The sequence below is a fragment of the Marinococcus sp. LNHM4E3-1 genome, from assembly GCF_056034405.1.
The window spans coordinates 186,392-206,158 of the sequence record NZ_JBQLID010000007.1 but is presented as its reverse complement, the minus strand read 5'-3'; the positions used below and the strand labels follow the sequence as shown (position 1 = coordinate 206,158).

Below are 19,767 nucleotides of genomic sequence, written 5' to 3'. Positions count from 1 at the left end.
ATCCGCATGAAGTACAGACAAACGTTGTTTCCCGAAACAAGTGGTCTATCTTAATTGGTGAACGTTGATCTATCTTAATTGGTGAACGTTGATCTATCTTATTTGGGAGAAAGTGATCTATTCTACTTGACGGTTACACGAGGGAAGTGTTTTTTTGTGAAGATATAACTTTTGGTTATATTTCCATCCAGAATAAGTATTATGCGCACCTGCCATATGCATTTATAGTAATTACAGGTCGAAGCCGTTCCGAAGCATTTCCAGATAGATTTGATCGGTGGCAAACAAATACATGTCGCGGTGAAGGGGAGCCTCCTGAAGAGGTATAAACACAACTCCTCTATAGTCCACGTTTTGAACTACCATCGAAGGAAGGTAGGAAATGCCGTACCCTTGAGCAACAAATCCCACAATAGCATTATAAGGAACTTCCTTAATAGAAGGAACTGGAGCATTGTAAGCATCTATAAGCCTTATGATCCGCTGGTATAGAGGGGTGGAGGGGCTCAATATTTGGGGATGCTGAAAGCATTGGGTTATGGAAAGCCGTTCGAACTGGGCCAACGGATGATTGACAGGGACAGCCGCAAAAAATTCATCGTGAAATAAAAAAGCAGAAGCCAGACCGTGGTACGAGGGTTGATCCTGGACAATAGCTGCGTCGATATCTCCTGAACGGAGGAGCGGCAATAAATCGACCGTATCATCCTTAATATGGGTGAGCTGAATTTGAAAAGGACTGAAGCTCTCCATATGCTGCGGAAAATAATACGAAGCCAGTAAAGGGTCGGCACCTATATGAATAATTCTGCTTTCCGTATGTTTTTTCATACGGGAGTGCAGCTGATTTACAAGAGGTTCAATATCATCATACAGCTGTTCTCCCTTATGGGTTAGCATCATCCCATGGGTGGAGCGCACAAAAAGGGAAAACCCAAGTATGCTTTCCAACTGTTTGATTTGTTTGCTTAAGGCCGGCTGAGAAATAAATAACTTTTTGGAAGCTCTGGAAAGATTTTTTTCCTGAGCGACGGCCAGAAAATAATCCAGCATACGTATATTCATCTGTACACATCCATTCTAAAAATAAAAGGAGCTTCTATGCTAAAATACTACACTTTACTGAGTTTTGCGATTGTTTTAGAAGTGATTGGAGCTGCATATATGAAGGTGGCGAATGGGTTTGCCAACCTGGAGGGGACGATTGTGGTCGTCATTTGTTATATAGTAGCGCTTAGCTGCTATATTATTCTCACTAAAAACTATGAATTAGGAATTGTAAATGCTTTATGGGCAGGAGGAGGAACGGTGCTGGTCGTCCTGATCGGATCCATTTTCTTTCAGGAAAGCATGTCTATGATTAAAGCCGCCGGGGTGTTGTGTGTAGTGGCGGGGATGGTAGGACTGAATATTCCTGAACGGCAAAATTATAATAAAGGAGCTTGGTGATGGGCGCATTATTATTAACCGTAAGCTTAGTGTTTGCGGTCATAGCTAACCTGGCGGTGAAATTATCCAGAGGGTTCTAGGAAAAGCTGCCAAGCGCTGCGGCTTATTTGTTTTTTCTCGGTTGCATTTATTTTTTGACGTTAAGCATTCAATATATTGATATAAGTATCGCGTACGCGATCTGGTCCGGAGTCATGGTCGCTGTGACAGCGACGCTTGGTACTCTTTATTTCCAGGAACCGCTCACGAGAAAAAAATTCATATCTTTAGCGCTGATCGCAGCTGGCGTTTTAATACTGCATCTTCAAAGTTAAATAATAAGAATGGCAATAAGAGCAGAGGTGTATTTGACCTTTGCTCTTATTTATTCCCTTTCATTAAGTTTAAAGATAATATTGATCAGTCTGCTGATAAACCCGGTACAGACTCTTGTTAATTTTCTTCGGACCAAGGGTCATCGCGAATATGCCGATGAAACCGTATATAATGAAAGCCCACGAGTAATTAAACGCCCCAATCAGTGCTCCGGCGAAGATAGAACCAAGCACCTGGCCGAGCGCAAGGAGTAAAAACGGAGTGCCAATGCCGAGTGAAGCGTTGTGGATAAACACCCGGATGCCCCACACCATTAAAACACCAGTAATAAAAATGTAGGAAAAACCAAAAAGTGCAGCTGACAGATAAGCCAGAATCCATTGTTCAGGAAACAGAGCCAACAGTAAAGAAGCGGTCCCAATCACTAAACTTGCCCATTTATAAGCAAAAGGGAGGCTCAGTTTTTCGATTAAAGCCCCGGAAAAGCCGCCAAGGATGCCTGAAGAACCAATAATGATCCAAAAAAGGGAAGTCCCGCTGCCGCTGTATTGATTGGTCGATGTTAAATAATCGATGGAAAATGTCCAGAATGCAGCGGTGGAGATTCCTAAAATCGTAGAACAAATAACTAAGGGGACAGCGCCCTTTACGCCTCTGAAAGAAAATTTGCCTTTTTCGAACATTACCTTGGGTTTAGGCCCGGGGGAAGGAATCATTTTCGCATTCCAGAAAAAAGCAAGCAGGGCAACACCTGCATAGATCATATATGTTAAGCGCCATTCCGAGGCCAGAAAAACAGCGCCCACTCCAGAGAGCGCAAGCCCGATACTGGTGCCGGAATTAATCCAGGTATTGGCCTGGCCCTGCTGTTTTTCCTTCAGCCAAAGCGAGATCGCAGCGCCGTACGGTGGCGAAACAAATCCTGTGCTCGCCCCGGCAAGCAGGACCCCGATACCAAGAAACCAGACGTTCGGACTGGTCGCCATGATCAACAGACCCAAAAAGGCTGAGGCGCCGGCAGCGAGAATCATTCCCCGCGGTCCTTTTTCTGTGGTAAATACCGTAGCAGCTACAATGGCAAGACAATAAGAAAAATAAAATAGTGATGAAATAAAACCGGAAGTAGTCGAATTCATCTCCAGGTCTTCGTTGATATTTGGCAGCAGCAGGCCATAGCTAAACCGGGCGAGTCCGTAAGCGACGGCAATCATAATAATTCCTGGAGCCACTAGTGCTGAAAAACGCAATGGGTGTTAACCTCCTTTTAGATAGAACGACCTTTATAATAAAGGGATAAAAAATAACGCAGCTACGTAACGATTTTTTTGGCCATCGCGAGCGAATAATCTGTCGCCTGTTCAGCACCTATGAGTGTCGTCATAGACGTAGTGCCTTCGAGCAGCAGGGTGAAGTAGTGGGCGACTTCATTATGGTTTTCTTCCCCGAGACGAACAGCTGAATGCTGTAAGTACTGCAGTAATTTTTCTTTGTGGGAACGGGCGATACTTTCGATGCCGTTATCAGTACCGGCGTAGTCTTCAATAGCCCGCAGGAACATGTCTCCCTTGTAGGATTCTTTCTTCAGCCAGGTTCCGTGTGCTTTGACAATAGTGATAAAGGGGTGATCATTTTCGTCATGAACGAAGTTGTCCAAATAGGACCAGTATCTTTCTTCCCGCTGCTTCAATACTTCCTCAACCAAGTGTTCCTTGGAGGAAAAGTGATTATACAATGTCATCGTTGCAACGTCTGCTTCCTGAATAATTTGTTTCAGTCCGACACCGCGAAATCCATGTTCGTAGAAAAGTCTTTCCGCTGCGGTCAAAAGTGCTTTCTTTTTCTCAGAAATAGCCATCCAATACTCCTTTACTATACAGAACGTTTATTATAGTTGAGGGTATCATTCAATGTATCAATATTTCAACTAGTGCATTTCGTTTTTCTGTTTTAATTTAAACAAAGCAGCAGTTCACCTTTTTAAACTGATAGAATATAAGTAGGGTAACGACAGTTTTTTAAGAGAACGAATAGAGAATAAATTTAAATGGAGGGGTATTAATGGAAGTTTTCACAGAATATTTATCACGTATGGAAAATCAGGAGCACCGGGAGCGGACAGAAGAGATTCTGAATTGGACAGCAGGGGAGTTTTCTCATTTAGTTCCGAAAATTGCATGGAACCAGCCAATGTTTACTGATCACGGTACCTTTATTGCTGCCTTCAGCACGGCCAAACGCCATTTGGCATTTGCACCGGAAAAAACGGCTATTGATCAATTTTCAGAAGAAATTACGAAGGCGGGATATGAGTATACAAAACAGCTGGTGCGTATTCCGTGGGAGCAGCCGGTGGATTACGGGTTACTTAAAAAAATGATCGAGTTTAATATTTCCGATAAAGCAGATTGCTCCACTTTTTGGCGGAAAGAGAAATAAAATACGCCGGTTGTGTCTTTATTTATGAATAAACCTTCACGCAGATAAACTTCGCGTGAAGGTTTGCTGCTATCTTATGGTTTGTAGAAAATACATAGCCATTAGGAGCATGAAATCCTGTAATCACTGAATGGAAAACTGCTGCTTTCATATTTATCTACGCGGGCACCACTTTAATAAATTTCCGCTTGCCAACTTGAATAATTAGATCTGAATGAAGCTCGAAGTAAACATCGATGCTGTCGATGCGTTCGCCGTTTACTTTCACTCCACGGTTCTGAATCATTTTCCGTGCTTCTGTCTTCGAGGGGAGCAGATGTAATGTGGCCAGCAGATCAACAATATTGAACGGCTGCTCTCCATTAAGTGTAACCACTGGTATTTGCTTCGGCATATCCCCCTGCTGAAAAACGGATATAAATTGCTGCTCGGCTTCCAAAGCTTTCTCCTGGTCGTGGTACACGGTGACAATGGTACGGGCCAAATGCATTTTCGCTTCTTTCGGATGCAGGGTTTCTTCCCGGAGCCCGGTTTCGACGTCATAAATCTCTATTTTCGGTAAAGGCGTCACCAGGTTAAAGTATTTGACGATCAGCTCATCCGGTAGCGACATGACTTTTCCGTACATAGAAGCCGGGTCTTCGTAAATACCAATGTAGTTATTCTGGGATTTTGACATTTTTTTCGTGCCGTCGAGGCCTTCGAGCAGCGGCATCGTCATGGCTACCTGTTTGTCTTTGCCCAACCGCTCCTGAAAATGCCTTCCCATTAGGATATTAAAGTATTGATCAGTGCCGCCGAGTTCAATATCACTCTCGAGCACAACGGAATCATAGCCCTGCATGACAGGGTAAAAGAACTCATGAAGCGCAATTGGCTGACCGAACGCCGTTCGCTCTTCAAAATCATCCCGCTCCATCAGTCGGGCGGTCGTAATTTTTCCTGCCAGCTGAATGACCTCTTCAAACGAGAGCGGGGCAAGCCATTTGGAATTGTAATGAAGCTCCACCTGGTCCATGTTAATGACCTGACCGAACTGTTCGAAATAGGTCTGGGCATTTTGCGCAACCTGTTCCGTCGTCAGTGGCTTCCGGGCGACGGGCTTTCCAGTAGGGTCTCCGATTTTTCCGGTAAAATCTCCGATCAACAGCTGGACAATATGGCCGTGATCCTGAAACTGTTTTAATTTGTTTAAAACCACCGTGTGGCCTAAATGCACATCCGGCGCCGAAGGATCGAGGCCGAGCTTGATTTTTAGCGGACGGCTTTCCCTTACGGAGGCAGCGATTTTTTGTTTAAGTTCCTCATGGGGAATAATTTCTTCAACACCGTGCATGAAAAGGTCCATCTGCGCCTGGACAAGCTGTTGTTGCTGCGGGGTTAATGGTTGGTGATGGTTTTGCATGATACGTCCTCCCAAATAATAGAATATAAAAAACAGCCTTCATCAAGGGACGCGATATGTCGCGCGGTACCACCCTTGTTGAAGCCTGTCAGCTCTTCCAACTCCCGGATAACGGCCCGTCCGTCCCGCTGCCCAGGGGGGCAGCGGGAAAACTCCAAAAATGTATTTCACTCTATCTATAGGACCGACTCTCAGCACGATCGGCTCTCTGTACCCAGGGAGATAGAAGCTACTGCGTTTTCTTCTTCGTTGTTTTCGTGTATTAAAATTGCTGTTGACGTATGATCCGCCGCAGGTACTGGGCGGTTTGTTTTTTTTCTTCTGGGGAAAGGCATTGGACAATCTCTGCTTCTTTCTGATGAAAGAGAGGATAGAGTTCCTCTAGAACAGCTGTACCTTCTTTCGTAATATATACGTAAGTGAGGCGCCGGTCGCGAAGATCCGATTTTCGATAGCATAAAGATTTGTCTTCCAGCGTGCGGATGATGTTGCTGATCGTCGCGTTTGATACGCCTGCGGACACAGCCAGCGACCGGGTATCCAAAGGTGTGTGCACCCAGAGATCGTATAACAAAGAAAAGGCCGTCCAGGATAGCCGGTACTTCCGCAGCACTTCCTGTTCCATTTTGTTCCGAAGCCCCTGGGCCAACCGGTATACGTTGGTAACTACCGAAATGGCATCCATATCGAGCAGGGAAACCCCTCTGTCTTCTAACTGTTTCAGGGTTTGATGTTCCTCCGGAAGAAGTTCCCCGTATTGATCGAATTCGTGAATATCATCACCGCCTCTTAAAATGTCAAAATCATTAGCTATGAAATGATTATAATGAATGGAAATAAAAAATGCAATAGAATTCCTCAATATTTCATATAGTTGAAGCAGCTAAATGAAATAAAATGACTCGTGGCTTCAACACAACTTATGCTGGAGCGGCAGACTCTATCGTATTTATAATGACAGTCCTTATACTGCTCGGAATTGATGGGAATTTTGGATTGATTAGTGGCACAACTTTGTCGTTGATGCTACTCCATTAGCGACGAAAGCGAAAACGCAGGGTTCCGTGGATGTCTGGATGGCCTTTTTAGGGGCAATCGGTGGAGGATTGTCTGAAATCCTCGCAGCGTATTCGAGTTTTGCTGCGCTGTCCAGTGGGATGTCAATGCTTTCATTATTGTTGATTCCGATCCTTATCTGGGCAGGCATCAATAAACAGCGTGAGGAGACTGAAGCACGGTAAAAAAGTAATTAAAAATGCATTAACGAATCGTTGAATTCTTTACAATAAAAGATCTCTGCATCTCTTAAGAATTAAGAGATGCAGGTTTTTTATACTGAAGGCGTATCTTAATAGATCTTTCTAAAGATAAAAATGAGCACCGAATGGAGGATCATAATTCCGGTAATCAAATACCACATGGCGTTCCGCCAGGCGTCCCCGTCAAGTGGAATGATGAAGTCCTCGATCAATCTGACTACGACCCAGCCGATAAGAAACATGGGAAAAATAATCGAATACGATCGGTTAATAATTTCACGGCCGCGTTCGTCTTTACCTTCTTCGCCGTGTTGAAATCTAAACCAGATGATGAGAGAGAAAAGGAAGACGGCCAAATACGGATAGAAAAACCATTCCATGTTAGTCCTCTCCTTTCAAATTATATTGAAAAATATCTTCCACACCGGTATCAAAGAGATGCGCTAGTTCAAATGCTAATTTAAGAGAAGGGCTGTATTTATTTTTTTCCAGGGAAATAATGGTCTGGCGGCTCACACCGATTCTCTTTGCGACCTCTGCCTGGGAATAGCCCTTTTTGGCCCGGAATACCGACAGCTGATTAGTTAATTCACCTTGTTCTTTCATTCATCTATGGCCTCCTTACATTTATGGTAATATATTTTTAACATAATGTCAAAAATATATTATGTTTTTATTATATTGCCTACTATGTGTGAGGAGAGATGGGGCGAACATTTAGAGATTTTTTGACCAAATAATCTGAACCGGGATATTCTTAGGAGAGATAAAAGAGGAGGAAGAATATGAGAATGTTTGATGCGCACCTGCACATTATTGATTTTGATTTTCCTATTACTAAAAATCAAAGCTATATACCTCCGGAATATGAGGCAGCCGATTATCAGAGGGATACGGCTGAACTCAACGTCCTGGGCGGAGCAGTGGTGTCAGGTTCGTTTCAGGGGTTTGATCAGGGGTATTTATTAAAAGCTCTTCAACAGCTGGGGCCCGAATTCTGTGGAGTAACTCAGCTGCCGTCCAGTGTGAGTGATGAAGAAATTTTAAGGCTGCATGACCATGGGGTGAGGGCGCTGCGGTTTAATATCCGGCGGGGCGGATCTGAAGATATTTCCCGGCTCGAGTACATGGCACGGAGAGTGGATGAAACAGCGGGCTGGCACTCTGAACTTTACTTGGACGCCAAAGGGCTGCCTGAACTCGCAGCAACTATTGAAAAGCTGCCTGCTGTATCCATCGATCATTTAGGGCTGTCGGAGGAAGGGCTGCCTCATCTGCTGAAATTAGTGGATAAAGGCCTTCGGGTGAAAGCTACCGGCTTTGGGCGCGTGGACCTAAATGTGGCGAATGCTTTAACTTCCATTTATAACGTAAACCCAGAGGCTTTGATGTTTGGCACAGACCTTCCATCTACAAGAGCGCCGAGACCGTTCAAGTATGAAGACATTGAAATGGTTCAAAATTTATTTGATGAGAACGCAACTGATAAGATCCTGTATTCGAATGCATTGAGCTGGTATACGAAATAGATTAATTATTATACAAAAGGTATGTAAGCCTTTTTAAGCTTTTTAGACGTGAAAAAGAGCAAGCCTGTTTAAACCATGGCTTGCTCTTGAAAGTAGGAATTATTTAGACTGCCCGTAATAGGCGTTTTCCCCATGCTTTCTTTCGTAATGCTTTTGCAGTACATGGTCATCAAGGGGAAGCTCACCTGAGAGCTGGAAGGAAAGAAAGGTCATTTTTGCGACTTTTTCAAGCACGACAGCGTTATGAAGGGCGTCCTCCGGAGAGCTTCCCCACGCAAACGGAGCATGCCCGTGAACAACTATTCCCGGTACTTCCACAGGATTTTTTCCCTGCATTGCTTCTATAATGACGGACCCTGTTTCTTTTTCATAACCATTTCGGACTTCTTCTTTTGTTAGTTGACGTGTGCAGGGAATATCTCCGTAAAAGTAATCCGCCTGAGTAGTTCCGGAGCAGGGAATGCTTTTACCAGCCTGGGCCCAGGCTGTGCCCCAGTCCGAATGCGTATGAACAATACCCTTTACACCTGGAAAAGCTTTATACAGCTCGATATGGGTAGGAGTATCAGAGGAGGGCTTTAAATCGCCTTCCACAACGTTTCCTTTTAAATCCACCAATACAATATCCCCGGGAGACAGCTCTTCATAAGGCACCCCGGAAGGCTTGATGGCCAATAATTCTGTCTCGGGGTCAAATCCGCTGACATTCCCCCAGGTAAAAGTAACGAGATCATGATCAACGAGTCCCTGATTTGCGCTGCACACCTGCTGCTTCAATAGTTCCAGCAATGGGAAACCTCCTTCAATGTACGTACATGTATTATCAATAAATTATTCATTGGAATTTTCTTTAGTTAATATTGTTGGCGTGCCTGGAGTCCACCGGTCATCCGACACAGGAATTCCAAATACCGGGTTACCGTTTTCATCCCATGTAATTTCCTGCGCACGCGCATGACGATTCGGGTCATAAAGGGGATCCCCGACAATTTCAGTATAATTACGGGCATGATAAACCAGAATGTCGCTGCTGCCATCTTCAGATACAGTAAAGCAATTGTGTCCCGGACCATATTGTTTATTCGGTGAATAGCTTTCAAAAACTGGCTCTGGGCTTTTAGTCCAGGAATTTGGATTCAATAAATCTGCCTCGGCATCACTTGTCAGCAGCCCCATGCAGTAATCGATACCAGTGGCACTTGCTGAATACGTAATAAAAACCTTTTCGTTTCTAATCAAAACGGAAGGACCTTCATTGACCCAAAAGCCTTTAACTTCCCACTGCAATTCAGGTTTAGTCAGCAAAACGGGGGTAGTCGCCAAAGTCCATGGATTTTCCATCTCAGCAATGTAAATATTTGAATGGCCCTTTATATTTACATCCTGCTGTGCCCAAACATAATATTGGATACCATTGTGTTCAAAGGTGGTTGCATCAAGAGCGAATGCACTCCGCCCTGTATTTATTTCACCTTTTTCTTTCCATTCGCCTTCAATTGGGTTGTCTGATTCATTTTCAATCACAAACATTCGGTGATTGAACGTATTATCATCAATGTTGTCGTCAGGAGCAGCGGCATAATAGATATACCATTTTCCATTCACACGGTGAATTTCAGGGGCCCAGATTAAATGACTCTGAGCGCCGCTGCTGTGTTTACTCCAAATAATGTGTTCTTCTGCGTCGTACAGGTCATTCAGATGTTCTGCGCGCCGCAAAATAATCCGGTCGTAGGAAGGGTGCGAGCCGGTAAAGTAATAAAACCCGTCATGGTGCTTATAAATAAATGGATCGGCTCTTTGTAAAACAATAGGGTTTTTCAGATTCTCCATAAAGCCCACTCCTTAAACATTAATAGTTTAAGCTGAAATATATTAATTAATAACGACGTATTCCAGGCCAACCAGCTTTGCATAATTAATAATCTGCTCTGTCGTTACATTTAATGAAACGACAGTGTGGTGACCGCCACCGTTTTCAATCCAGGCTTTTATCCCATCCTGGAGGTTTGGTTTAACGCTCCAAAGTATACGGGCTACCGGGAGATTCGGTGCAGGAGCAGGCGGTTCAAATGCCGAAACTTCATTAATCAGAAGCTTGTAATGCGTTCCAAAATCCGCCATCGAAACCACGACCCCGTCCCCGGATTTACCATCAAAGACTAAGCGTGCTGGGTCTTCGCCGTTTCCAATGCCTAAGGGCGATACCACGATTTTTGGTTTATGGTTTGCCAGCGTGGGATCTACTTCAAGCATATGGGATTGAAGGATGGCTTCCTTCCCAGCTGTTAATTCATAGATATAATCTTCCATAAACCCTGTTGCCTCGTTATGGCTCATCACCTTCATCAAACGGTCAAGCGCAGCCGTTTTCCAGTCTCCTTCAGCAGCAAAGCCGTATCCTTGAGACATTAGACGCTGCACCGCAAGGCCGGGAAGCTGTTTCATTCCATGTAAATCTTCAAAGTTGGTTGTGAAAGCATTGTAGCCTCCATCGTCCAGGAAGCGTTTAATGGCAATCTCGTAGCTTGCCTGTACTTTAACACTGTCTTTCCATTTTTCTTCTGTATAGCTGCCGTAATCAAATTCATAAAGGTCCTTGTATTCTGAAAGGAGTGCATCAACCTCTTTATCTGTAACACGATTGACGTATTCGACAAGGTCTCCAATCCCGTAGTAATCGACGACCCATCCAAATTGAATCTGCGCTTCAATTTTATCGCCTTCTGTAACGCCCACATTGCGCATGTTGTCACCGAAACGGGCAACCTTAATGTTGAAACTCTCATTATAAGCTGCAGCTGTGTTCATCCAATGGGCAATCTCCTGTTGAATATCAGCGTGCTTCCAGTGGCCGGCGACCACTTTGTTCTGCTTGTTTAAACGAGCGTTGATAAAGCCGTATTCGCGGTCCCCGTGGGCCGATTGGTTCAGGTTCATGAAGTCCATGTCGATGGTTTCCCAGGGGATACTTTCATTAAATTGAGTAGCTAGATGAAGCAGCGGTTTTTGCAGGATTTTCGTCCCGCGGATCCACATCTTCGCAGGGGAGAACGTGTGCATCCAAGTGATAACACCCGCGACTTCGTCACGATAGTTTACTTCTTTCATGGTGCGTGTAATTTCATCTGTATTGATTGCTAAGTCTTTTAAAATAAGCGGGTAAGGTAAAACACCGCTCTCATTTAATGCATCAGCTATATGCTGGGCATGAGCCTTTACTTCCTTTAACGCTTCTTCTCCGTAAAGCTCCTGTGCACCGACGATGAACCAGAATTCTTTTTTTTCGATAGCGGGCATAAGTATCCTCTTTTCTTATTGATAGTTTAATTTACTTTGACTTGTTTGCTGACTGCTTCGGCCGGTGTTAAATGCTCTACCGCCGCCTGTTCGATGACGAGACCTTTTTTATAACGTTCCATAAAAATTTCAAAGCCTTCCACGTCAGAACGGTCCGGGTGGATTTCCGTGGTTTCGATGTCGTTAAAAACCTTATTGTCCAAAAATTCTTCCAAGGCCTCGTCCTGGCCTTTGTTCTTCATATAGGAGGCCAGTACAGCAATACCCCAGGCTCCGCCTTCTCCGGCCGTATCCATAACAGAAACAGGCGTATTTATTGCAGCAGCAATTATCCGCTGTCCAACCACTGGAGTTTTGAATAAGCCGCCATGAGCGAAGACATTATCAATCGCCACCTGCTCTTTATCTGTTAAAAGATCCATGCCGATTTTTAGGGCACCGAAAGCAGAGAAGAGGTGTGTTCGCATGAAGTTAGCTAAATTAAAATTACTTTCCGGAGAGCGTACAAACAAGGGGCGGCCGCTTTCCATTCCTGTAATATTTTCACCGGAGAAATAACCATAGCTGAGCAGGCCGCCGCCATCAGGATCCGCTTCGAGAGCTTTCTGCAGCATTACTTCAAATAATTCGTCGGAATCAAGCTTTTGGCCAGTTGCTTCTGAAAACTCCCGGAACAATCCAAGCCATGCGTTCAAATCACTTGAACAGTTATTCGCATGCACCATGGCGACAGAATTTCCATTTGGTGTAGTAACTAAATCAATTTCTGGATGCGTGTTAGAAATTTTTTGATCCAGTACAATCATTGCAAAAACAGAGGTTCCTACAGAAACGTTTCCGATACGTTTTTTCACACTGTTCGTAGCCACCATTCCGGTTCCGGCATCACCTTCCGGAGGACAAAACGGAATCCCGGGCTGTAGATTTTGTGATTTATCCAGAATTTTGATGCCGTCATTGGTTAAGGTGCCTGCCTGTTCGCCGGCTGTAAGAACTTCAGGAAGAATGTCTTTAATTTTCCATGAATAATTTCTTGCTGTAATGAGGGTGTCGAACTGTTCAAGCATGAAATCGTTGTAGTCCTGAGTAGTTTCGTCGATTGGAAACATCCCCGATGCATCCCCGGCTCCAATGACCTGTTTTCCGGTCAGCAGCCAGTGGATGTATCCGCTTAAAGTCGTAATCAACTGAATACGCGGCAAATGTTTTTCATCATCGAGTATAGCCTGATAAAGGTGGGCAATACTCCATCGTTCCGGGATATTGTACTGAAAAAGGCTCGTCAATTCGCTGGCCGCAGCTCCGGTGGTATTATTACGCCACGTCCGAAAGGGGACGAGCAGTTCTCCGGTGTGATCAAATGGCATATAGCCGTGCATCATAGCTGAAATACCTATCGAACCAATAGTTCGGAGTGTAATCCCGTACGCGCTTTCCACTTCGGATTTCATGTCACCATAAGCCTTCTGCAAACCAGCAATAATATCTTTCTGATGGTATGTCCAAAGACCGTTTTTCATCTGGTTTTCCCATTCATAGCTGCCCGTGGCGATTGTTTCAAAGCTGTTGTTCATCAGTACTGCTTTAATACGCGTGGAGCCAAATTCAATTCCGAGTGAAGTATGGCCTTGAGTAATGGCTTGTTTCATTTCTGACTGCTTCATTTTGACTCATTCCTTTAAAAAGCATTTTTAGTAACTCGAATGAATCTCTCATTTCTGTTTCATTGCGTTAATGAAATCAATGGATAAAACATAACTTGTACGTATAAGTTATGTTCATTTAACCACGAAACGAAGCTTCTTGCAACCGCTTTCTATCCTTTTTAAACAACATAATTAGAAAAGAAGGAGTGAGAAATTGTCGTTAGTTTAATTTTAAAAAAATACTTGTATGCAACTAATGTAAAAATAACCCAAATTATTGAAACTTGTACGAACATATGATAGTTTTCTTGTGAACGTTATCATTTCCAATTATTGAAAGGGGACATTGAACATCATGAAAGAGAAGCAGTCAGTCTGGTATGTATTGTTGATAGCTTCCGCAGCAGGAATGGCAGGGTTTTTGTATGGTTTTGATACCGCAGTAATTTCAGGCGCCATCGGCTTTTTGCAGGAGCTTTATAATTTAAGTCCGGCTATGGAAGGATTTATTATTTCAAGTGTTATGGTAGGAGGAGTGGCCGGGGTCGGGCTGTCCGGATATTTAAGTGACCGCTTTGGCAGAAAAAAGATTTTAATGCTGTCGGGGATTCTCTTTGCTGTTTCCGCCTTATGGTCTGCGCTCGCTATGAGTGTTACTTCTCTCATTCTCGCAAGAGTTCTGGGCGGTCTCGGAATTGGCTTTGCCTCTGCGTTGTCAGTTACGTATATTGCTGAGTGTGCCCCGCCTGCTATACGCGGCCGGTTGGCTTCTATGTATCAGTTGTTCACTATTATTGGTATCTCAGCTACATTTTATATTAACCTTGCTGTGGCAAACTCGGGCAGCTATGGATGGGGAGTTGAAACAGGCTGGAGGTGGATGCTCGGATACGGAGTAGTGCCGGGAGTTCTCTTTTTTATCATGCTCATCTTTATTCCTGAAAGTCCCAGATATTTAGTGAAAAAGCAAAAGCATACAGAAGCATTTCGGACATTGGAAAAAATCAATAACACCCGCACAGCTGAACTGGAACTTGAGGCTATTCAAACCTCTCTTCGAAGTGAATCAAGCACATCAATTAGAGAGCTGTTGAAGCCGGGTCTTCGAAAAGCAATGGCAGTCGGTATTTTCCTGGCTCTATTTAATCAGGTTATCGGAATGAACGCTGTAACTTATTACGGACCAACGATTTTCCGGCTGGTTGGGTTTGAAAATAATACTGAATTTCTGGCCACCAGCTTAATAGGAACCGTACAGGTAATATTTACAGTAGTTGCTATTTTATTAATCGACAAAGCAGGAAGAAAACGATTGATGGGCGTAGGATCGAGTTTGATGGCAATATTTATGGTTCTTATTGGAAGCGTTTTCTACTTTGATGCAGGTAATGGAATCTGGGCGCTGCTTTTTATCATGGGCTTTACTGCAGCATTTTGTATCTCAATGGGCCCAATTCCATGGATTATGATTCCGGAAATTTTTCCAAATCATATGCGTGCAAAAGCAGTCGGAATTGCGACCATGTTTTTATGGGGAGCTAACTGGGCGATAGGGCAGTTCACGCCTGTACTCATCAATAACGCCGGAGGTGCTTTTACATTCTGGATGTTTGCGGTTATTAACGTTATTTGTTTTGTTTTTGTGATGACCATAGTACCTGAAACGAAAAATAAGTCTTTAGAAGAAATAGAAACAATATGGGAGCCTTCCAAGAAAGCCTATCGCTTTGAAAAATAAACAGTTCTAAGGCCCGGAGGAGCCCGGAATTACTGTGCTTTAAAATAATATTTACAGGAATTACGAATTGTAACCAGACGAAAAAGGAAGCTGCCCGTAATAAAAGAGGCAGCTTCCTTTTTGAGTACGGTCCAGCTGTCTGCCGGTCCGTATTTAATATTTATTCTGTTTCCAGCGCTGGTGTGAATTGGAGACTCCGTGTCGAATGGCGGTCAATAAAATGAGGCTCGTATACAATAGAGGAAAGGGCGGCATCCGGCTGTTCAATGAGAGTCGTTACATATTTGGCTGCGTCCTCTCCCATACGTTCTTTAGGATGTACGATGGAAGAAAATTTCACTTCGGAGATTTGGGTAAAATGGGAATCGTCAAAACTTACGACAGAAATATCCCCAGGAACCTGCAGGTTTTTATCGCGGAGCACATCGAGAAGCTGCAGCAGGAGTTCATCGTTATAGGTGACAAGTCCAGTAGGCCCATCAGTCTGATCCCTTAAAATCTGTTCAACAGCTTGAGCAGCCTTGGAATACTTTTCATCGGTGGAATACGTGATCAAAAGGGAGGGATCCACCGGACAGCCGTAGTGCCGATGAGCTTTAAGGAAACCTTTCATCCGCTGCACGCCCTGCATGTCATCAGTTTTAAATAACCCAATTATCCGCCGGTGGCCCAACTGGATTAAATGCTCCGCGTTCCGGAATCCGGCTTCCTGATCGTTTAAGGTTAAACTCAGCGGTTCAAGCTCTTCATAATACGCGTTCATCATAACATAAGGGATACCGGCATTTTCGAGATTCAGGTAGTAATTTAGATTGGGATTAGCCTGCGCGCTGCGTGTCGGCTCAATAATCAGTCCATCGACCTGCTGGGTAAGAATATTTTCGAGCGCCTGTTTTTCTTTATCAAAATCGTTATTGGTGCTCATAAGAATAACGTTGTAGCCTTTATCGCTTAAATACCTTTCAGCTCCGCGTATAATATAGGGGAAAATATAATCTGAAATGTACGTAGTGATAATGGCTACGTTTTTACGGGTGGAGGGAGAAGAAAATTTAGAGCGGTCTGCACAAAATGTGCCGACGCCGTGCTCCCGGTACAGCCATCCCTCGCTCACAAGCTCGCCGATAGCCTGGCGTACCGTATGTCTGCTTACTTCAAAGTTCTTTACGTATTCGTATTCAGATAGAATTTTTTGGTGGGGACGGAAGCTGCCGTCCAAAATTTTGGATTGGATGTGCTGCTTTAATTGTTTATATTTTGAGACCATCATGCACCTCTTTTTCTTTTTATCGTATCATACACATGCGTACAACTGAAGAAAAATTGTTTTGTCAGTATTTGTCGGCATTTGATATCTAAATATTGAAATAAATATATAGAAAGCGCTTGCAATAAATGTACCTGTATGGTTAAATAAAAAAATAACTTGTACGTATAAGTTAGGAAAATAGATAAGGGGGACAACTATGAAGCGTTGGTCGATTTTTGGTGGTGCGATGCTGTCTTTGGTTTACTTAGCAGGTTGTGGCGGCGGGAGTGGTAGCGGAAGTGATGGTGAAGGAGGCGGAGAAGGAGGAGAAGGCGAAGCAGATGAAGTAGAAGTAATCGGGGAAGATAGTGAGAATGCTACCGAATTAACTTTTTGGACATTCAATGAACAACATATTGGTATTTATGAAGATGCAGTAAACAGATGGAATGAGGGGCATGAAGACAGGCCGATTAAATTACAGGCTGAGGTATACCCTATTGATCAGATGAATAATAATTTGCTTCTCTCTCTACAGTCGGGGTCTGGAGCTCCTGACATGGCGGACATAGAAATTAGTTACTTTGCCAACTTCCTTGAAGGTGACGTTCAATTAGAATCGATGAATGAATACGTAGAGCCAGTGCTCGACGATATGGTGGAAGAACGGTTTGATATATATTCCAAGGATGATAATTATTACGGTATGCCTTACCACGTTGGCGCTACAGTAATGTACTATAATACGGAGATTATGGAAGAGGCCGGGGTGGATATAGATGAAATTGTTACCTGGGATGACTATGTAGAAGCAGGAGAACAGGTGGTAGAAAATACAGATTCTATGATGACTACAGTGGAGGTTGATGAGCATTTCAGCTTCTGGCCTTTAATCAGTCAAAGAGGATCCGATTACTTCAATGATGAAGGCGATCTAACCCTGGCAAACGATACTAACGTTGATACACTTCAATTTCTAGACGACATGGTGAATGAACATGAAGTAGCAGAAGTAACACCAGGCGGATTTCATCACTCTGAAGAATACTATGGATACATGAATGACGGAGGAGCCGCTTCGTTAATGATGCCAACCTGGTACATGGGCAGATTTATTGATTATATGCCTGATCTCGAAGGGAAAATGGAAATTCGTCCACTGCCGGTATGGGAGGAAGGCGGAAACCGCACAGCTGGAATGGGCGGTACAGGTACAGTAGTGACGAATCAGACGGAAGAGCCGGAACTGGCTAAAGAATTTTTAGCCTATGCGAAATTGTCTGAAGAAGGAAATATTGCACTTTGGCAGGAATTAGGATTTGATCCACCAATGTACACTGTGTGGGATGATGAAGCCATGGATGAACCTAACCCTTACTATGACTACTTTGACGATGAAATCTTTGACACCCTTCTGGACTTAAATGGGGAAATCGAAGCGTTGAATATTACATCGGATCTGCCGGATGTGCAGTCCGAAATTCACACGAATGTGCTGAACAGCGCTATCAGGCAGCAGAGCCAGGACCCAGAAGAAGCATTAAAGCAGGCTGAAGACGCAGTAAGCAGCGGGCAGACAGAAGAATAGAACTGGGGGGCTTTTGCCCTCCTTCTATTATTATTTAGCGGAAAGGAGCAGAAAATGGAACGTTCAGAAACAATGTCCAATAAAAAGACTTTTTCTTTAAAAGGTATTCTGCATTTCCTGAATTCAAAGAAGGTTGCTCCTTATGTTTTTGTATCGCCTTTCATTGTATCTTTCCTGGCACTGTACTTGTATCCAATGATTCAGGCGATCATTATGAGTTTTCAGCAGGTTCTTCCTGGCCAGACGACTTTTATAGGAACTCATAATTATGAACGTATTTTAAACCCGACTTTTTTTCAGGCGCTGGGAAATACAGCAACCTACGTGTTTTTTACAGTCATTATATTGGTAATGATTCCAATTATACTTTCAGTATTTTTAAACAGTAAATCCCTGTATTTTAAAAATTTCTTCAGGGCTTCACTTTTTATACCTGCTCTTACTTCGGTTATCGTCGCCGGTATTATTTTCCGGATGATGTTCGGGGAGTCGGAAAACTCCTTTGTAAACGAATTGCTTGGACTTGTTGGCATGGACCCGGTGCAGTGGAGGTACGGAGCAGGCACGGGAATGTTTTTAATGGTGCTGCTTGCTTCATGGCGCTGGATCGGCGTGAACATACTATACTTTCTCGCTGGTCTGCAGAACGTTTCGGAGGAGTTATATGAAGCGGCTGATATCGACGGAGCGAGCGCATGGCAGAAATTTTTATTCGTTACGATGCCTGCTTTAAAGCCTGTTATTATTTTCGTAGCCACCATTACGATCATTAACGGCTTCCGGATGTTTGAAGAAAGCTTTGTATTCTGGGAAAACAGTTCTCCCGGCAATATTGGCTTAACCATTGTAGGATATATTTACAAAGAAGGCATTCAGCAAAATGACATGGGCTTCGGCGCAGCTATCGGAGTCGTGCTAATGCTGATCATATTTGTTGTAAGCATGGTTCAGCTGAAATTCTTTGGCGCCTTCAAAAAGGAGGATTAAAGAGTGATGGGCAAAAATAATAAAAAATGGGTGTCAATTCTATTGACTGCATTGTTTGCAGTAATAACTGTAATTGCTCTCACCCCGGTAGTATCATTGATTGTAGCTTCTATGCGGCCCTCTTCAGAATTGATGAGGCAAGGTCTTTCGTTTTTCTTCGATCCAGCCAGTCTGGATCTTGGTAATTACCTGGCTGTATTTTCTGAGGAAGGGGCCAGCTACTGGCAGTGGTATATGAACAGTCTCATTGTTAGTGGAGGCTTAATTGTATTATCACTATTCTTTTCCTCCATGGTGGGTTACGCGCTAGCGATGTACAATTTCAAAGGAGTAAGAGTTATCTTTATGCTCGTATTGTTTGTACTGATGGTACCGTTTGAAATCTTAATGCTTCCCCTTTACCAGATGATGACCGGTTTAAACCTGGTGGACACCTATTTTGCGGTAATGCTCCCCTTAATTGTTGCCCCGGTGGCAGTGTTTTTCTTTAGACAGTATTGTCTGGGGCTGCCGAAGGAACTAATGGAGTCCGCGAGAATTGACGGATGCACAGAGTACGGCATCTTTTTCAAAATAATGGCGCCACTCATGGGTCCTTCGTTTGCGGCAATGGCTATTCTCCAGGGGCTTACCAGCTGGAACAACTTTTTGTGGCCGCTGCTTGTATTAAGATCAAATGAAATGTTCACGCTTCCGGTAGGCTTGGCCACATTGCTTACTCCATATGGTAATAACTATGAGCTCCTGTTTTCCGGATCCGTTCTTACCATTGTTCCTATTGTCATTCTGTTTCTGTTCTTTCAGAAATTCTTCATCTCCGGCCTTACTGTCGGCGGTGTTAAAGGCTGATTACTCCAGAGGGAGGA

Annotated in this window: 21 protein-coding genes and 1 other annotated feature; of the genes, 9 read left to right on the top strand and 12 right to left on the bottom strand. The window is 43.7% G+C overall.

The window, feature by feature from the left end; translation table 11 throughout:
* Window positions 1-231: 231 nt before the first annotated feature.
* A complete protein-coding gene (locus ACTRXI_RS09985) occupies window positions 232-1,065 on the bottom strand; it encodes a LysR family transcriptional regulator (protein ID WP_474262278.1) in 834 nt (277 codons plus the stop codon).
* 36 nt (window positions 1,066-1,101) lie between these two features.
* Between ACTRXI_RS09985 and ACTRXI_RS09980 the strand changes: the two genes are divergently transcribed.
* Together ACTRXI_RS09980 and ACTRXI_RS09975 are read left to right on the top strand one after the other, a co-directional pair.
* Complete coding sequence (locus tag ACTRXI_RS09980) at window positions 1,102-1,449, top strand: DMT family transporter (protein WP_474262277.1); 348 nt, start codon at window positions 1,102-1,104, stop codon at window positions 1,447-1,449.
* Between the two features lie 86 nt (window positions 1,450-1,535).
* Window positions 1,536-1,763 carry a DMT family transporter gene (locus ACTRXI_RS09975; RefSeq protein WP_474262283.1) on the top strand — a complete coding sequence of 76 codons (228 nt, stop codon included), beginning with the start codon at window positions 1,536-1,538 and terminating at the stop codon, window positions 1,761-1,763.
* Window positions 1,764-1,832: 69 nt separating this feature from the next.
* Here the strand turns inward: ACTRXI_RS09975 and ACTRXI_RS09970 are convergent, their stop codons facing one another.
* On the bottom strand, window positions 1,833-3,011 hold the full coding sequence (locus ACTRXI_RS09970; protein ID WP_474262276.1) for an MFS transporter: 1,179 nt from the start codon (window positions 3,009-3,011) through the stop codon (window positions 1,833-1,835).
* 62 nt (window positions 3,012-3,073) lie between these two features.
* Window positions 3,074-3,619, bottom strand: coding sequence for a TetR/AcrR family transcriptional regulator (locus ACTRXI_RS09965; RefSeq protein WP_474262275.1), 546 nt, complete (start codon window positions 3,617-3,619; stop codon window positions 3,074-3,076).
* A gap of 203 nt (window positions 3,620-3,822) precedes the next feature.
* Here ACTRXI_RS09965 and ACTRXI_RS09960 point away from each other — a divergent pair, with 203 nt between their 5' ends.
* Window positions 3,823-4,200: an iron chaperone gene (locus tag ACTRXI_RS09960; protein WP_474262274.1), complete on the top strand. Its 378-nt coding sequence runs from the start codon at window positions 3,823-3,825 to the stop codon at window positions 4,198-4,200.
* A gap of 157 nt (window positions 4,201-4,357) precedes the next feature.
* Here ACTRXI_RS09960 and tyrS read toward each other — a convergent pair whose 3' ends face one another.
* Together tyrS and ACTRXI_RS09950 are read right to left on the bottom strand one after the other, a co-directional pair.
* The gene (gene tyrS / locus ACTRXI_RS09955) at window positions 4,358-5,605 is read right to left on the bottom strand and encodes a tyrosine--tRNA ligase (RefSeq protein WP_474262273.1); all 1,248 of its coding nucleotides are present in this window, start codon (window positions 5,603-5,605) and stop codon (window positions 4,358-4,360) included.
* Window positions 5,606-5,647: 42 nt separating this feature from the next.
* Window positions 5,648-5,861 (bottom strand) — a binding site (T-box leader).
* A 6-nt stretch (window positions 5,862-5,867) separates the two neighbouring features.
* Window positions 5,868-6,467 (bottom strand): MarR family transcriptional regulator, encoded by a 600-nt coding sequence (locus tag ACTRXI_RS09950; RefSeq protein WP_474262271.1) that lies wholly within the window; start codon window positions 6,465-6,467, stop codon window positions 5,868-5,870.
* Between the two features lie 202 nt (window positions 6,468-6,669).
* Here ACTRXI_RS09950 and ACTRXI_RS09945 point away from each other — a divergent pair, with 202 nt between their 5' ends.
* On the top strand, window positions 6,670-6,846 hold the full coding sequence (locus ACTRXI_RS09945; RefSeq protein ID WP_474262270.1) for a hypothetical protein: 177 nt from the start codon (window positions 6,670-6,672) through the stop codon (window positions 6,844-6,846).
* Window positions 6,847-6,953: 107 nt separating this feature from the next.
* Here the strand turns inward: ACTRXI_RS09945 and ACTRXI_RS09940 are convergent, their stop codons facing one another.
* Both ACTRXI_RS09940 and ACTRXI_RS09935 read right to left on the bottom strand, forming a co-directional pair.
* On the bottom strand, window positions 6,954-7,244 hold the full coding sequence (locus ACTRXI_RS09940) for a hypothetical protein (protein WP_474262269.1): 291 nt from the start codon (window positions 7,242-7,244) through the stop codon (window positions 6,954-6,956).
* Window position 7,245: 1 nt separating this feature from the next.
* On the bottom strand, window positions 7,246-7,470 hold the full coding sequence (locus ACTRXI_RS09935) for a helix-turn-helix transcriptional regulator (protein WP_474262268.1): 225 nt from the start codon (window positions 7,468-7,470) through the stop codon (window positions 7,246-7,248).
* Window positions 7,471-7,649: 179 nt separating this feature from the next.
* On the opposite strand from ACTRXI_RS09935, the gene ACTRXI_RS09930 reads away from it, so the two are divergent.
* Window positions 7,650-8,393, top strand: a complete 744-nt coding sequence (locus tag ACTRXI_RS09930; RefSeq protein WP_474262267.1) for an amidohydrolase family protein — start codon at window positions 7,650-7,652, stop codon at window positions 8,391-8,393.
* Window positions 8,394-8,492: 99 nt separating this feature from the next.
* On the opposite strand, the gene araD is transcribed toward ACTRXI_RS09930, so the two are convergent.
* Genes araD through ACTRXI_RS09910 form a run of 4 tightly spaced genes read right to left on the bottom strand, consistent with a single transcriptional unit; the run spans window position 8,493 to window position 13,357 of the window.
* On the bottom strand, window positions 8,493-9,182 hold the full coding sequence (gene araD, locus ACTRXI_RS09925; RefSeq protein WP_474262266.1) for an L-ribulose-5-phosphate 4-epimerase AraD: 690 nt from the start codon (window positions 9,180-9,182) through the stop codon (window positions 8,493-8,495).
* A 42-nt stretch (window positions 9,183-9,224) separates the two neighbouring features.
* On the bottom strand, window positions 9,225-10,226 hold the full coding sequence (locus ACTRXI_RS09920) for a glycoside hydrolase family 43 protein (protein ID WP_474262265.1): 1,002 nt from the start codon (window positions 10,224-10,226) through the stop codon (window positions 9,225-9,227).
* A gap of 42 nt (window positions 10,227-10,268) precedes the next feature.
* A complete protein-coding gene (araA, locus tag ACTRXI_RS09915) occupies window positions 10,269-11,693 on the bottom strand; it encodes an L-arabinose isomerase (RefSeq protein ID WP_474262264.1) in 1,425 nt (474 codons plus the stop codon).
* A 26-nt stretch (window positions 11,694-11,719) separates the two neighbouring features.
* Entirely contained in the window at window positions 11,720-13,357 is a 1,638-nt protein-coding gene (locus ACTRXI_RS09910) for a xylulokinase (RefSeq protein ID WP_474262263.1), read from the bottom strand.
* A gap of 337 nt (window positions 13,358-13,694) precedes the next feature.
* Here ACTRXI_RS09910 and ACTRXI_RS09905 point away from each other — a divergent pair, with 337 nt between their 5' ends.
* The gene (locus tag ACTRXI_RS09905) at window positions 13,695-15,077 is read left to right on the top strand and encodes a sugar porter family MFS transporter (protein WP_474262262.1); all 1,383 of its coding nucleotides are present in this window, start codon (window positions 13,695-13,697) and stop codon (window positions 15,075-15,077) included.
* 160 nt (window positions 15,078-15,237) lie between these two features.
* Here the strand turns inward: ACTRXI_RS09905 and ACTRXI_RS09900 are convergent, their stop codons facing one another.
* Window positions 15,238-16,347 (bottom strand): substrate-binding domain-containing protein, encoded by a 1,110-nt coding sequence (locus ACTRXI_RS09900; RefSeq protein WP_474262261.1) that lies wholly within the window; start codon window positions 16,345-16,347, stop codon window positions 15,238-15,240.
* Window positions 16,348-16,543: 196 nt separating this feature from the next.
* Between ACTRXI_RS09900 and ACTRXI_RS09895 the strand changes: the two genes are divergently transcribed.
* Genes ACTRXI_RS09895 through ACTRXI_RS09885 form a run of 3 tightly spaced genes read left to right on the top strand, consistent with a single transcriptional unit; the run spans window position 16,544 to window position 19,750 of the window.
* Complete coding sequence (locus ACTRXI_RS09895) at window positions 16,544-17,914, top strand: ABC transporter substrate-binding protein (protein ID WP_474262260.1); 1,371 nt, start codon at window positions 16,544-16,546, stop codon at window positions 17,912-17,914.
* A 54-nt stretch (window positions 17,915-17,968) separates the two neighbouring features.
* Entirely contained in the window at window positions 17,969-18,901 is a 933-nt protein-coding gene (locus ACTRXI_RS09890) for a carbohydrate ABC transporter permease (protein ID WP_474262259.1), read from the top strand.
* A gap of 6 nt (window positions 18,902-18,907) precedes the next feature.
* Window positions 18,908-19,750 carry a carbohydrate ABC transporter permease gene (locus ACTRXI_RS09885; RefSeq protein WP_474262282.1) on the top strand — a complete coding sequence of 281 codons (843 nt, stop codon included), beginning with the start codon at window positions 18,908-18,910 and terminating at the stop codon, window positions 19,748-19,750.
* Window positions 19,751-19,767 lie beyond the last annotated feature (17 nt).

Excerpts from the sequence above, each read along its gene's own strand:
- ACTRXI_RS09985 (WP_474262278.1), bottom strand. The coding sequence starts at position 1,065 with ATGAATATACGTATGCTGGATTATTTTCTGGCCGTCGCTCAGGAAAAA.
- ACTRXI_RS09980 (WP_474262277.1), top strand. The coding sequence starts at position 1,102 with ATGCTAAAATACTACACTTTACTGAGTTTTGCGATTGTTTTAGAAGTG.
- ACTRXI_RS09965 (WP_474262275.1), bottom strand. The coding sequence starts at position 3,619 with ATGGCTATTTCTGAGAAAAAGAAAGCACTTTTGACCGCAGCGGAAAGA.
- ACTRXI_RS09960 (WP_474262274.1), top strand. The coding sequence starts at position 3,823 with ATGGAAGTTTTCACAGAATATTTATCACGTATGGAAAATCAGGAGCAC.
- tyrS (WP_474262273.1), bottom strand. The coding sequence starts at position 5,605 with ATGCAAAACCATCACCAACCATTAACCCCGCAGCAACAACAGCTTGTC.
- ACTRXI_RS09940 (WP_474262269.1), bottom strand. The coding sequence starts at position 7,244 with ATGGAATGGTTTTTCTATCCGTATTTGGCCGTCTTCCTTTTCTCTCTC.
- ACTRXI_RS09935 (WP_474262268.1), bottom strand. The coding sequence starts at position 7,470 with ATGAAAGAACAAGGTGAATTAACTAATCAGCTGTCGGTATTCCGGGCC.
- ACTRXI_RS09930 (WP_474262267.1), top strand. The coding sequence starts at position 7,650 with ATGAGAATGTTTGATGCGCACCTGCACATTATTGATTTTGATTTTCCT.
- ACTRXI_RS09920 (WP_474262265.1), bottom strand. The coding sequence starts at position 10,226 with ATGGAGAATCTGAAAAACCCTATTGTTTTACAAAGAGCCGATCCATTT.
- araA (WP_474262264.1), bottom strand. The coding sequence starts at position 11,693 with ATGCCCGCTATCGAAAAAAAAGAATTCTGGTTCATCGTCGGTGCACAG.
- ACTRXI_RS09910 (WP_474262263.1), bottom strand. The coding sequence starts at position 13,357 with ATGAAGCAGTCAGAAATGAAACAAGCCATTACTCAAGGCCATACTTCA.
- ACTRXI_RS09905 (WP_474262262.1), top strand. The coding sequence starts at position 13,695 with ATGAAAGAGAAGCAGTCAGTCTGGTATGTATTGTTGATAGCTTCCGCA.
- ACTRXI_RS09900 (WP_474262261.1), bottom strand. The coding sequence starts at position 16,347 with ATGATGGTCTCAAAATATAAACAATTAAAGCAGCACATCCAATCCAAA.
- ACTRXI_RS09895 (WP_474262260.1), top strand. The coding sequence starts at position 16,544 with ATGAAGCGTTGGTCGATTTTTGGTGGTGCGATGCTGTCTTTGGTTTAC.
- ACTRXI_RS09890 (WP_474262259.1), top strand. The coding sequence starts at position 17,969 with ATGGAACGTTCAGAAACAATGTCCAATAAAAAGACTTTTTCTTTAAAA.
- ACTRXI_RS09885 (WP_474262282.1), top strand. The coding sequence starts at position 18,908 with ATGGGCAAAAATAATAAAAAATGGGTGTCAATTCTATTGACTGCATTG.